We start from the raw sequence: 12,141 nt of genomic DNA on the forward strand, positions 1-12,141 counted from the left end.
CTGGATCTGCTCGCGGGTGCGGGCCAATTCGGCCGGGTAGCGGTTCAGCAGGCTGTGCAGCTCGCGCTTGAGGCCGACGCCGGTGTCTTCGGCCGCAGCCTTCTCTGTGGCCTCCAGGCCCATCATGGCGTTGAAGTCGTCCGCGCCGGACTCACTGCTGGACGTCACGCCGAGCAGGGGCAGGGCTTGCAGCTGTTCGGCCTGGCTGCGGATGCTGGCCAGTTCGCGCTCGACGTCGGCGGCCAGCTCGCTGCGGCCGCTGCTGACCAGCTTTTCCCGCGCCAGCGACAGTTTCGCCAGGTGCGAGGAGGCCGCCAGCAGGGGGGGCAGATAGGCCGCGGCCTCGGGCCTGCTGACGCCGGTGGCGTACCGGGTCAACTGTTCGAGGTTGCCGCCCAGCTCGCGTTCGGCCTGCAGCAACAGGGCCTGTGGATCGCCGGCCAGCTTGCCGGCGGCCAGCAGGTCGGTCTTGCTGAAGTCGTTCAGGGCGGCCAGGCTGGCGCGCAGGCTTTCGGTCATCGACGGCGGCAGGGCGGTGATTTCCTTGTCCATCGCTTCGATGGACTGTCCGGCGCTGCTCAGGCGCAGGGCGTCACCGCTGCCCAGGTAGTCTTCGATATTACGCGCGGCCTGGTTCTGGAACTGCTGCGACAGGCCCAGATAACGTTCCATCAATTGATAGGGGCGCTCCAGCGCCCGCTGCGACCACCAGAGCGTGGCCCCGAGTGCCAGGCAGACGGCAACGAGCAGCAGGGTGTTGAGATTGGTCAGCAACTTCAGGCGCATTCTCGATCCTATCCACGACAAGAGTGGTAAGCGCCTGAATTTATTGCTGTTTAATTACAGCGTTATGACGGACTCCGTCGAATCCGATGAAAAAGTGGCACTTTGCCTCGCCACCTGCACCCGGTTGCGCCCGGCATGCTTGGCACGGTAGAGGGCTTCATCGGCCTGGCTTGCCATGATCAGGCTGTCGCTGTCCTCCTGCAGTTCGACCACGCCGGCGCTGAAGGTGCACCACAGGTCTTCCGGCTGGGCCGGGTAATGGATTTCCGCGAAGCGCTGGCGGATTTCTTCGAGCACCTTATAGGCCGATTCCAGGTCGGTATCGGGCATGACGATGGCGAACTCTTCGCCGCCGTAGCGGCCGATGAAGTCGGTCTTGCGCAGGCGCTGCTTGAGAAACAGCGCCAGGCTCTTGATCACCCGGTCGCCCATGGGATGGCCGTGGCTGTCGTTGACCCGCTTGAAGTGATCGATGTCGAGCATCGCGAAGCTCAGCGGCTTGCATTCGCGGCGGGCGCGGAAGCTGCAGTCCTCGAGCAGTTGCAGGATATGGGTGTGGTTGTAGAGGCCGGTCAGGCTGTCGCGGATCATCCGCGACTTGAGGTTGCGCGCCCGGGCCGCGCGGTTGCGCACGGTGGTGATCAGGTGGCGGGGCTTGATCGGCTTGGTCAGGAAGTCGTCGCCGCCTTCGCTCATGGCGTCGAGCTGCTTGTCCAGGTCGTCCTCGGCGGACAGGTAGATGATCGGCACGCTGACATAGCGGTCGTTGTGGCGGATCACCTTCGCCAGCTCGGTACCGGTGCAGGCCGGCATGTACATGTCGAGGATGATCAGGTCCGGCTGGAAGTCCGCCAGTTCGGCCATGGCCTGGATCGGGTCGATCAGGGTCCGGGTGACGATGCCGGCGCTGTTGAGCAGGCGTTCGGTGTGCAGGGCCTGGGCGCGTGAATCGTCGATGATCAGCACCTTGTACGGATCGTACTGGGCGACGCAGGTCAGCACCTCGATCTTTTCCAGCAGGCTGGAAGCCTCCAGGGTTCCGGTGAGGAATTCCTGGCCACCGGCGCGCACGGCGGCCAGGCGGGTGGGCGTGTCGGTTTCATGCAGGCTGAAAAACAGCAGCGGCAGCTTCTGTTCCAGGCCGAGCTGGGCTTCGGCCGCCAGGTGCAGGCCCATGCCGCTGCCGCTGAAGTCGACGTCCATGACGATCGCGGCCGGCAGGCGTTCGGCCATGGCCGAGCGAAACGCCGCGACATTTTCCAGCGCCTGGGCGCCGAGGCCGAAGAATTCCAGTTGCTTGGCCAGTCGCTCGGCGCGCTCGTGATCCTGCAGCATCACATAGACCGGCTTGCGCAACGGCGGCAGGAAGGTGTGCTCAAGCTGGTCGCCATGGCGCAGGCCGGTGCGCGACAGACGCTGCATCAGGCGATTGAGTTCGGTGATCAGGCCGCTGCTGAGACGACCACGGTTGGCGTCGACCGCCTCCAGCGAGCGATGGATGCCATGGGCCAGCTGGACGTGTTCCGGTTGTTCGAAACGTTCGGCGAAACGCAGCAGGCGCAGGTTCGCCTCATTGAGTTCGGACATGTCGCCGCTCGACCATTCGCTGCGCTGCAGGCGTTGCCATATCTCCAGGATCTGGCGGGCCTGGTGAATGACCCGCTGGGCAAAGTGCTGCCTGAGGCGCTCGCGGTTGGGGTCTTCTGGCTCGCTCATATCGGGCTACTGGTTAGACGAACGGCGGAGGAAATAGTGGCTCTATGCTAGCACTTCTGTGGTCGCGGTATATGTGCCATGCGTCAACTTCTCGAATTCATTTCGTGACCCTCTGGTCAGCGTCCGGAGTGACGGAGATGGTCAATTGGGCGGCGCTTGCATGAAGCGTCCCGCAGCCGCTTGATTTATAGTGGGGCGATGGATGGCAACGCGGCCGTGCCTTGCCCGACGAACGCCGGCCTTGAGGCGAATTCGGTTGGGCAGGGCACGATGGGCCAGGGTTGTGGTCAACCGATGAACTCAAGCGATCGAAAGGAATAGAGCCATGCTGGACTGGAAAAAACGCGCAGGCAGCGCGCCGGAACGCGCTGCAGAACCCTCGCCGGCACCCCGCGGCTATTTTGCCGGCCTGCTGTTCAGTCGTGCCCTGGCAACCCTGGTCGGGTTGTACCTGGTGGTGACGATTCTGCTCGGTTGGTACTGGAGCCAGGAGCCGGCGCTGTTTCCCGTCCAGCAGAACGCGCAGATGGCCGCCGAGAAGCAGGGGCGCAAGATGGTCGTCGGTTATACCACGGTCGAGACCCTCAAGACGGTGGTCGGTACCCTGCTGAACAAGCCGGGTGGCTATCTCTCCAACGATCGTTTCCCGCCTGGTGTCTGGCTGGACAACATTCCCAGCTGGGAATACGGCGTGCTGGTCCAGGTGCGCGACCTGACTCGCGCCCTGCGCAAGGATTTCGCCCGCTCGCAATCGCAGTCGGCCGAAGACGCCGACCTGGCCAAGGCCGAGCCGCGCTTCAACTTCGACAACCGCAGCTGGATGCTGCCGTCCAGTGAGGCGGAGTACCAGGAGGGCATCAACTCCCTGGATCGCTACCAGGCCCGGCTGTCCGACCCTAACCAGAACAACGCGCTGTTCTACGCCCGTGCCGACAACCTGAACAACTGGCTCGGCGATGTCGCCACGCGCCTGGGCTCGCTGTCCCAGCGCCTGTCGGCCAGTGTCGGGCGGGTCAAGCTGAACTCCGCGCTGAAAACCGAAAGCGTGGCCCCGGGCCAGGTGCCGCAGGTTGACGAAGAAGTGGTCGAGACGCCGTGGCTGCAGATCGACAACGTGTTCTACGAAGCCCGTGGCCAGGCCTGGGCGCTGTCGCACCTGCTGCGGGCGATCGAGGTCGACTTCGCCGACGTGCTGGCGAAGAAGAATGCGACGGTCAGCGTGCGGCAGATCATCCGCGAGCTGGAAGCCTCGCAGGAGCCGGTCTGGAGCCCGATGATCCTCAACGGCAGCGGCTTCGGCGTCCTGGCCAACCACTCGCTGGTCATGGCCAACTACATTTCGCGGGCCAACGCCGCGGTGATCGACCTGCGCCAACTGCTCAACCAGGGTTGATCGATGAATGTCTCCCCGAACGAGGTGGCGCATCGCGCCGCCTCCGATGCCGAGCTGATCGCCTGGGTCGACGACGACGATCGCCTGCAAGGCAGCCTCGCCCGCGCCGAGTTGCGTGAGCGCGGCCTGATCGGACGTGGCACCTATATCCTGCTGTTCAATTCGGCCGGTGAGCTGTGCGTGCATCGGCGGACCCTGAGCAAGGCCATCTATCCCGGCTACTGGGACGTGGCGGCCGGCGGCATGGTCCAGGCCGATGAAAGCTACGCCGAGTCGGCCGCCCGCGAGCTGGAGGAGGAGCTGGGCGTCAGTGGCGTACCCTTGACCGCCCACGAGCGTTTCTTCTTCGATCAGCCGGGCAACCGGCTCTGGTGTGCGGTGTTCAGTGCTGTCTGGGACGGGCCCTTGCGCCTGCAACCGGAAGAAGTGCTGGAGGCACGTTTCGTCGCGGTGGATACCGCCGTGGAGGAAAGCGCGCGCAAGCCCTACTGCCCGGACTCCCTGGCGGCCCTGAAGCGCTATTTGCAGGGCGTCGCAAAACCTTCATGAAATGGCGCCGATTGGCTCTTGGGTCATCGGCCTTTTGCCGTTACACTGCGCGACTTTTCAAGCTCAAGCGGCCTGGCCGCCTTGAGTAGCGCTGCCCCTGCCTGAGTGGGGCTTCGCGGTCGTCGCCCGTCATGGCTTTCGACCAGTCTTTCGTCCTCCCAAGAGGATTGCCGGTGGCCAAAAAAGCCGCATCCTTCGCCGCTCTCGGCGGCCTGGTGTTTTCCACCGACGCAGGCCGACATTGCCCCGACTGTAGCCAGCCGGTGGCCGCCTGTACCTGCAAACAGACCCGTATCCCCGAAGGCGACGGTATTGCCCGCGTGCGCCGCGAAAGCAAGGGCCGTGGCGGCAAGACGGTGACGACGATCACCGGCGTGCCCCTGGCCGAAGACGCCCTCAAGGAACTGGCCAGTACCTTGAAGAAACGCTGTGGTACCGGTGGCGCCCTGAAAGACGGCGTCATCGAGATCCAGGGCGACCATGTCGAGTTGCTGCTGGGCGAGCTGGTCAAACACGGTTTCAAGGCGAAGAAGTCCGGCGGCTAGCAGCCTCTGTGAAAACCACCGTGCAGTCGACCCGCCAGCCCGGATGAACCCGGCCTGGCAGTCGCGCCCATGGTTTTCACAGAGCCTGTTCCCGCACAGCCTCTTGGGGGCTGTACGAAATGTTTTCAACGCAGCCTGGGCGAGCGCGGATACATAGTGTACAGAGCCTAAACTCGGAGCTGTATCCGTGGTCTCACACGGATACAGGCGAATCGTCATTTTCATTCTTTAGACTGCGCGCAGCCTGGGTCCAGGCGGCGCTACCTGACTTCTTCTATAGGGGACTTCGATGTCCGTACGACGCACACGCAAAGACGATGGCAGCCAATGGACAGTTGCGGACAGCCGCAGTGTTTACGGGATTCGCCATTGGGGGGCCGGATATTTCGCGATCAATGATGCCGGTCGCGTAGAGGTTCGTCCGAACGGCCCGAACAGTTCGCCCATCGATCTCTTCGAGCAGGTCGACGAGCTGCGCAAGAGCGGCTTGTCCCTGCCCCTGCTGGTGCGCTTCCCGGATATCCTGCAGGACCGCGTCCGCCAACTGACCGGCGCGTTCGACGCGAACATCGCGCGCCTGGAATACCAGAGCAAGTACACCGCGCTGTATCCGATCAAGGTCAACCAGCAGGAAGCGGTGATCGAGAACATCATCGCCACCCAGAACGTCTCCATCGGCCTGGAGGCCGGCTCCAAGCCCGAGCTGCTGGCGGTGCTGGCGCTGGCGCCGAAAGGCGGCACCATCGTCTGCAACGGCTACAAGGACCGCGAGTTCATTCGCCTGGCGCTGATGGGCCAGAAGCTCGGTCACAACGTGTTCATCGTGATCGAGAAAGAGTCCGAGGTGGAACTGGTGATCGAGGAGGCCGCCTCCCTCAAGGTCAAGCCCCAGGTCGGCCTGCGGGTGCGCCTGTCGTCCCTGGCGTCGAGCAAGTGGGCCGATACCGGTGGCGAGAAATCCAAGTTCGGCCTGTCGGCGGCGCAACTGCTGTCGGTGGTCGAGCGTTTCCGCGCGGCCGGCCTCGACCAGGGCATCCGCCTGCTGCACTTCCACATGGGTTCGCAGATCGCCAACCTGGCCGACTACCAGTACGGCTTCAAGGAAGCGATCCGCTACTATGGCGAGCTGCGCAACCTCGGCCTGCCGGTGGATCACATCGACGTCGGTGGCGGCCTGGGGGTCGACTACGACGGTACCCACTCGCGTAACGCCAGTTCGATCAACTACGACATGGATGACTACGCCGGTGTCGTGGTCGGCATGCTCAAGGAGTTCTGCGACGCGCAGAACCTGCCGCATCCGAACATCTTCTCCGAGAGTGGCCGGTCGCTGACCGCCCACCACGCGATGCTGGTGGTGCAGGTGACCGACGTCGAGAAACACAACGACGACGTGCCGCACATCGAGAATCCGCAAAACCTGCCGGAAACCGTGCAGTGGCTGGTGGAACTGCTGGGCCCGACCGATATCGAGATGGTCACCGAAACCTACTGGCGCGCCACCCACTACATGAGCGACGTGGCCACCCAGTACGCCGATGGCAAGCTGACCCTGGCCGAGAAGGCCCTGGCCGAGCAGTGCTACTTCGCCGTGTGCCGGCGCCTGCACAACTCGCTGAAGGCCCGCCAGCGTTCGCACCGCCAGGTGCTCGACGAACTCAACGACAAGCTCGCCGACAAGTACATCTGCAACTTCTCGGTATTCCAGAGCCTGCCCGATACCTGGGCCATCGGCCAGGTGTTGCCGATCCTGCCGCTGCATCGGCTGAACGAGGAGCCGCTGCGGCGTGCGGTGCTGCAGGACCTGACCTGCGACTCCGACGGCAAGATCAAGCAGTACGTCGACGAGCAGAGCATCGAGACCAGCCTGCCGGTGCACGCGGTGAACGAAGGCGAAGACTACCTGCTGGGGATCTTCCTGGTCGGTGCCTACCAGGAAATTCTCGGCGACATGCACAACCTGTTCGGTGACACCGACTCGGTGAACATCTACCAGAATGCCGACGGCAGCGTGTACCACGCCGGTATCGAAACCCACGACACCATCGAGGACATGCTGCGTTATGTGCACCTGTCGCCGGAGGAACTGATGACCCACTACCGCGACAAGGTCGCCAGTGCCAGCATCAGCGTCAAGGAGCGGACCCAGTTCCTCGATGCATTGCGTCTGGGCCTGACCCGTTCGTCCTACCTGTCCTCATGAGGCAAGGCCGATAGTTCCTCGGAACCAGCCCTTTCAATAAAGGGCTTTTTCCTTTGATCGTGTAGGCTTGGTCTGAATCTCGAAAACCCACCCTCTGCGGTGGGTTTTTTATTGCCTAACGGCAAAGTGATGGCTTCATCGCTTCCGTGTTTTGTGTAGGTGATTTCTCTAACGCCTGTTTGCCCCTCTACTCGCTCTTTTCCCTCGGCGAAAATCCCCGGTCCACGTCGGGCCCATGTAGAGGAATATCCATGTTCGATCCAGCCAACCAGCCGTTTTTCCGTCTGGATGTTGCCGGCTTGTCCCGTCCTCTGGCTGTCACTTCCTTCAGCGGTCGCGAGGCGGTCAGCGAGCTGTTCGCCTTCGAACTGGACGTGCCCGACGAGACCATTGGAACGGATCCGGGCAGGCTGATGTACCGCAGTTGTTTTCTGTGCCTGGGGGCCGCCGATCAGGGTATCCATGCACAGATCCAGGGCGTCAACCTGCGTTGTTCCGGCCTGGCTCCGGGCCACTGCCGGCTGTTTCTCGGGCCGCGCCTGGGGCTGCTGGCGCAGCGCCTGCGTCGGCGCCTGTTCCAGCAGCGCACGGTACCGGGGATCATTGCCCAGGTGCTGGGTGAGCACGGCCTGCGGGATGACGCGTTTCGTTTCTCCCTCAAGGCGCGTTGTGTCCCGCGACCGTATTGCGTGCAGTTCGACGAATCCGACCTGGCGTTCGTCCAGCGACTCTGTGCCGAGGAAGGCATCCACTTTCACTTCCAGCACTCGCGGAACCATCATCGCCTGGTATTCACCGATGGGCTGGGTGCCTTGCGGCGGACCCGGGAAGCGCGCTTCTGCCCGGATGACGGACCCGGGGTCGAGGATTTCCAGGTCGCCCTGTCGGGGCGGCTGCCCCGCCGTGGCGGGCGCGGCCAGGAGTTGGCGCAGGGCGAAAGCGATTTGCCGGGGCTTCATTGTGCAGCCTTTATGCCGCTGTCCGGGCACCCCTGCGCGGCGTGGAACCGCCTGTGGCTGATCACGGCGCTTGAGCATCGCGGCGACAGCAGCCTGCGCGAACCCTGGAGGTTGTTCTACCGCAACCTGTTCAGCGCGACCTCCTGGGAGGTGGCACTGCGCACCTCCCGCCGTTATCCGAAACCGCGGTTGTCCGGCCTGTTTCGGGCCCGGCTGGCCGCTGGCGAGAGGCGCGCCAGCCCGGACGGGCAAGTGCGGCTCGCCGTGCAGTTGCTGGTCTTCTATCAGGGCGAGGGTGCCCGGCAGAGCACCTGCCACCTGCCGCTCGACCGCTCGGCGATGGCCGACGCCGATGCATTCGTTGCAGGGCTGGAGGTGGGGACGCCGCTCTGGGTGCGGTTTGCCGATGGCGACCCGGACCGGCCGCACATTGTCGGGCGCGCCGAGACCCGGCAGTGGCAGGCGCAGTCTGCCGGTGACCCGGTATGTGAACTGTTGCGTATGGGGCATCCACTGGTATTGCTGTGCCCCCCCGCAAGCGATAGCCGGCCAGCTTCCTGCGGTTGCCGGGGTTGCCTGCCGTGAACACGAATGCGACATGGCTGCTGCTGGATATCCCCACGGCACCCGGCCTGGTTGCGGCCTTGCGGGAGCGCTATGCGCACTACGAAAGCTACCCGTTGTTCGAGGGTACGCCGTTCCACGGTGTGCGTGACTGGGGGCCGCGGCTGCTGCGACTGGCGGCGGATTGTCCGTTGGCGACGCTGAGCCAGGCCCGGCCCACGGCCTGGGGTGGGCTGTTCCTGCGTAGCCGGGCTCCCGTCCCCGTCCTGTTGGCCCATTTGCGGCAGATGCTGGTGGTGCGCTTCGACGGCGAGCGTCAGGGCGTGGTCAGCTATTACAACCCGCAGACCGCCAGCTATTTTTTTGACGGTACCGATAGCCGTGAACTGAGCCGTTGGCTTGGGCCGATCAGTCTTCTCTACTGGTACGGCGGCACCTGGGCCGACAAGGCTGCCGGTTGTCTCGGCTGGCAGCAGTTGATCAATCCGCAGTTGGAAGGGGCGGCCCTCGGCGCCGGGGAACCCCTCAGTGCCGCTCAGCAGCGGCGGCTGCAGGTGTGTCTGCTGGAGCGGCATGCCTACCAGTGGAGCCGGGCCAGCGGCCACGATTACGCCAGGACCTGGGGTCATCTGCAGGAGGGCGTCGCCCAGGGCTTTCGCGACAGTGCCAGCCTCGATGACTGGCTATGGTTGCGGGCGCAGTATCCAGCGGCGCCATTTCCATCCGGCCTACCGGGCGATACGCCGGGCGAGCGCCTGGAGCATCTGCGCCAGGCCTGGATGCGGGCGCGGGGCTGACTAGTGCGTCGGGCTGTTGAACCAGCGATCCCGCCGCTGCAGTTTCCAGGCACTAGCGCCCAGGGTCAGGCTGCGCAGCGACATGAACAGCAGGAACGCGATCCACAGGCCGTGATTGCCGTAGCGGCTCAGGATCCAGGCGAAGGGCAACGCGATCAGCACGCTGGCGAGCATCGCGTCGCGCATCTCACGGGCGCGGGTGGCACCGATGAACAAGCCGTCCAGCAGATAACTCCAGACCGCGACCAGCGGCAGCGCGGCCAGGTAGGGCAGATAGCCAAAGGCGGTTTCGCGCACACTGGGGATGTCGGTCTGCAGGGTGATGAACAGATGTCCGCCGAGCAGGAACAGCAAGGCGAAGCCGAGACTGGCCAGCAGTGACCAACCCGCGGCAACGACCAGCGAGCGACGCAGGGTCTGACGATCCCCGGCACCGATCGCGTGCCCGCACAGGGCTTCGACCGCATGGGCCAGGCCATCGAGGGCGTGCGCGGTCAGCAGCAGGCCGTTGAGCAGCAGGGCATTGGCGGCGACGGTGGCGTCGCCCAGGCGGGCACCTTGTATCGTGATCAGGAAAAACACCGATTGCAGGGCCATGCTGCGGATGAAGATATCGCGGTTGACGGTCAGCAAGGGACGCCAGTTGCGCCACAGGGCCAAGGCTGCCCAGGCCAGCTTGCCGGGGTAGCTGCGCAGGGCGCCGCCGGTCAGCGCCAGGCCGAGCAGGGCACCGCTCCATTCGGCGACGACCGACGCCCGCGCCGTGCCGACCACGCCCCATTCCAGGCCGAGTACGAACCACAGGTTCAGGGCGATGTTCATCAGGTTGGTGGTCAGCAGGATCGCCAGCGGCGCCCGGGCATTCTGGGTGCCGAGGAACCAGCCGACCAGCGCGTAGCTGGCCAGTGCCGCCGGCAGCCCGAACAGGCGGGTATGGAAGAAGTCCAGGGTCAGTTGCCGCAGTTCGACCGAGGGTTGCATGACTTGCAGCGCCAGATGGCTGAAGGGCAGTGCGATGACCCCGAGAAACAGCGCCAGCAGCAGACTCAGCAGAAGCCCCTGCAGGAGAACCTGCCGCAGCGCGGTCCCGTCGCCGCGTCCGGCGGCCTGGGCGGCGAAGCCGGTAGAGCCCATGCGCAGGAAACCCATGGCCCAGGCCAGGAAAATGTACAGGCTGGCCCCCACCGCCACGGCGCCCAACTGGTGGGCATGGGGCAGGTGACCGATCACCGTGCTGTCGACCAGCGCCACCAGTGGAACGGAAATATTCGACAGAATCATCGGTGCGGCGAGCGCCCAAACCCGCCGATGGGTGGGGCGGTCGCGCCAGTCAGTGAGCAGGGTGGACATGCAGGCTCCTCGCAAGAGCGCGCATTGTAGCCGTCGGTCGCGCAGCGGTCGTCAGTGAATGATCCAGCTCAGCAGCCAGAGCCCGAGCAGCAGCCAGATGATGCCGAGGAAGATCGAGGCGCGCATGAAGGCCCGGACTGCCGAGTAGAGGAACATCAGGCCGACGATCAGGGCCAGGATGCTGATCAGCGAGGTGTCCATGCCCAGGGCCCGGGCCAGGCCGTCGATGAAGTTGCCGCCGGCGTTGGCCAGCAGGCTGAACAGTCCGCCCAGGCCATCGACGATGAAGCGGATCACCGAGCCGAGCACCCGACCCAGCCACTCGAAAAAGCCTTCTACCTGCATATGCGTACCCTGGTGAGCGTGTGGCGCGGATTGTAGCCTTTGGCTGTGGAACTGGCAGCAAGGTTCCCGCTGGCATGGCGTGTGGAGAACAGGGGCTGATCGCTGGGGGCGGTCCCTGGAGCGGCGGTGGTCATTTCAGGCTGGCGGGCCAGGCGGCATTCTTCGCAGGCAGGCCCGCTCTCGCAAACGCGGGTTGTCAGGAGCCCACGACATGGATCCGCGGCTGCGGGAACAGGTTGTTGAGGGTTTCCAGCAGGCGCACGTGATAGATGGGTTTGCGGAACAGGTCCAGCACCTGCAGGCGCAGCATGTCGCTGACATCGTCCATGTCGGCATGCCCGGAGGTCACGATCACCGGCAGGTGCTGGCGTGAGGTGTGCTCGCGCAGCCGCTTGATCAGCGACATGCCGCTTTCCTCGGGCATGCGCAGGTCGGTAATGACCAGCGCGATGTCGGGGTGCTTGGTCAAGTGGAACAGGGCCTGCTTGACCGAGGTCGCGGTGAAGCAGGAGAACCCTTCTCCTTCCAGCAACTCGGCCAGCTCCAGGAGTGCGTCCTCTTCGTCATCCACTAGAAGGAGCTGTTGGCGTGGGGGAACAGAGGAAGTCATGAACGATTCCTGTGGCTGATTCGTCTTGAGAGTGTAGCGCCTCTTCGAGGTAGAAAAGAATGCTGAATTCAAGTCCCCAAGCCTGAGGACAGGTTTGTGAAAACTGTCTTGATCTTGTCACCGATTCCAGTCGACAGTCCTGCAATCACGACCGCCACCATCGCCGCCACAATCGCATATTCGATACCCGAAGCACCCTCCTTGCGACTCATGAAAAGCTGAACCTGAACATACAGCCTGGTAATGAAATCAAGGATCATCTGACAACTCCTTACGTCTTTAAACGCTGTATCAGCCGCCTTACGACATGGTTTCCCTATGCCA

Annotated in this window: 11 protein-coding genes; 6 read left to right on the forward strand and 5 right to left on the reverse strand. The window is 64.1% G+C overall.

Annotation, left to right across the window (positions count from 1 at the left end):
* Positions 1 to 840: 840 nt before the first annotated feature.
* On the reverse strand, positions 841 to 2,502 hold the full coding sequence (locus ACMGT0_RS04075) for a response regulator (protein WP_054060072.1): 1,662 nt from the start codon (positions 2,500 to 2,502) through the stop codon (positions 841 to 843).
* A gap of 325 nt (positions 2,503 to 2,827) precedes the next feature.
* Between ACMGT0_RS04075 and ACMGT0_RS04080 the strand changes: the two genes are divergently transcribed.
* From ACMGT0_RS04080 to ACMGT0_RS04105, 6 genes are all read left to right on the forward strand, one after another.
* On the forward strand, positions 2,828 to 3,895 hold the full coding sequence (locus ACMGT0_RS04080; RefSeq protein ID WP_017903776.1) for a DUF2333 family protein: 1,068 nt from the start codon (positions 2,828 to 2,830) through the stop codon (positions 3,893 to 3,895).
* A 3-nt stretch (positions 3,896 to 3,898) separates the two neighbouring features.
* A complete protein-coding gene (locus ACMGT0_RS04085) occupies positions 3,899 to 4,444 on the forward strand; it encodes an NUDIX hydrolase (RefSeq protein WP_054060073.1) in 546 nt (181 codons plus the stop codon).
* A gap of 173 nt (positions 4,445 to 4,617) precedes the next feature.
* Complete coding sequence (locus tag ACMGT0_RS04090; RefSeq protein ID WP_017903778.1) at positions 4,618 to 4,989, forward strand: translation initiation factor Sui1; 372 nt, start codon at positions 4,618 to 4,620, stop codon at positions 4,987 to 4,989.
* Positions 4,990 to 5,278: 289 nt separating this feature from the next.
* Positions 5,279 to 7,192, forward strand: a complete 1,914-nt coding sequence (gene speA / locus ACMGT0_RS04095; protein WP_054060075.1) for an arginine decarboxylase — start codon at positions 5,279 to 5,281, stop codon at positions 7,190 to 7,192.
* A gap of 251 nt (positions 7,193 to 7,443) precedes the next feature.
* Positions 7,444 to 8,736 (forward strand): contractile injection system protein, VgrG/Pvc8 family, encoded by a 1,293-nt coding sequence (locus ACMGT0_RS04100; protein ID WP_416771589.1) that lies wholly within the window; start codon positions 7,444 to 7,446, stop codon positions 8,734 to 8,736.
* Positions 8,733 to 9,512, forward strand: coding sequence for a DUF4123 domain-containing protein (locus ACMGT0_RS04105; RefSeq protein WP_081006054.1), 780 nt, complete (start codon positions 8,733 to 8,735; stop codon positions 9,510 to 9,512). The genes ACMGT0_RS04100 and ACMGT0_RS04105 overlap by 4 nt, the downstream gene beginning before the upstream one ends.
* Here the strand turns inward: ACMGT0_RS04105 and ACMGT0_RS04110 are convergent, their stop codons facing one another.
* From ACMGT0_RS04110 to ACMGT0_RS04125, 4 genes are all read right to left on the reverse strand, one after another.
* Complete coding sequence (locus tag ACMGT0_RS04110) at positions 9,513 to 10,862, reverse strand: MATE family efflux transporter (RefSeq protein ID WP_416771592.1); 1,350 nt, start codon at positions 10,860 to 10,862, stop codon at positions 9,513 to 9,515.
* 51 nt (positions 10,863 to 10,913) lie between these two features.
* Positions 10,914 to 11,207 (reverse strand): hypothetical protein, encoded by a 294-nt coding sequence (locus tag ACMGT0_RS04115; protein ID WP_054060079.1) that lies wholly within the window; start codon positions 11,205 to 11,207, stop codon positions 10,914 to 10,916.
* Between the two features lie 196 nt (positions 11,208 to 11,403).
* Positions 11,404 to 11,817 (reverse strand): response regulator, encoded by a 414-nt coding sequence (locus tag ACMGT0_RS04120; RefSeq protein ID WP_026007664.1) that lies wholly within the window; start codon positions 11,815 to 11,817, stop codon positions 11,404 to 11,406.
* 68 nt (positions 11,818 to 11,885) lie between these two features.
* Positions 11,886 to 12,077 carry a Flp family type IVb pilin gene (locus tag ACMGT0_RS04125; protein ID WP_054060080.1) on the reverse strand — a complete coding sequence of 64 codons (192 nt, stop codon included), beginning with the start codon at positions 12,075 to 12,077 and terminating at the stop codon, positions 11,886 to 11,888.
* Positions 12,078 to 12,141: the final 64 nt, after the last annotated feature.

It is taken from the genome of Pseudomonas sp. RHF3.3-3, assembly GCF_048069595.1.
Taxonomy (GTDB): Bacteria; Pseudomonadota; Gammaproteobacteria; order Pseudomonadales; family Pseudomonadaceae; genus Aquipseudomonas; species Aquipseudomonas fuscovaginae_B.

What these genes read in the sequence shown, in the direction of transcription:
- ACMGT0_RS04075 (WP_054060072.1), bottom strand. Translation starts at nt 2,502, where the DNA reads ATGAGCGAGCCAGAAGACCCCAACCGCGAGCGCCTCAGGCAGCACTTT.
- ACMGT0_RS04080 (WP_017903776.1), top strand. Translation starts at nt 2,828, where the DNA reads ATGCTGGACTGGAAAAAACGCGCAGGCAGCGCGCCGGAACGCGCTGCA.
- ACMGT0_RS04085 (WP_054060073.1), top strand. Translation starts at nt 3,899, where the DNA reads ATGAATGTCTCCCCGAACGAGGTGGCGCATCGCGCCGCCTCCGATGCC.
- speA (WP_054060075.1), top strand. Translation starts at nt 5,279, where the DNA reads ATGTCCGTACGACGCACACGCAAAGACGATGGCAGCCAATGGACAGTT.
- ACMGT0_RS04100 (WP_416771589.1), top strand. Translation starts at nt 7,444, where the DNA reads ATGTTCGATCCAGCCAACCAGCCGTTTTTCCGTCTGGATGTTGCCGGC.
- ACMGT0_RS04110 (WP_416771592.1), bottom strand. Translation starts at nt 10,862, where the DNA reads ATGTCCACCCTGCTCACTGACTGGCGCGACCGCCCCACCCATCGGCGG.
- ACMGT0_RS04115 (WP_054060079.1), bottom strand. Translation starts at nt 11,207, where the DNA reads ATGCAGGTAGAAGGCTTTTTCGAGTGGCTGGGTCGGGTGCTCGGCTCG.
- ACMGT0_RS04120 (WP_026007664.1), bottom strand. Translation starts at nt 11,817, where the DNA reads ATGACTTCCTCTGTTCCCCCACGCCAACAGCTCCTTCTAGTGGATGAC.
- ACMGT0_RS04125 (WP_054060080.1), bottom strand. Translation starts at nt 12,077, where the DNA reads ATGATCCTTGATTTCATTACCAGGCTGTATGTTCAGGTTCAGCTTTTC.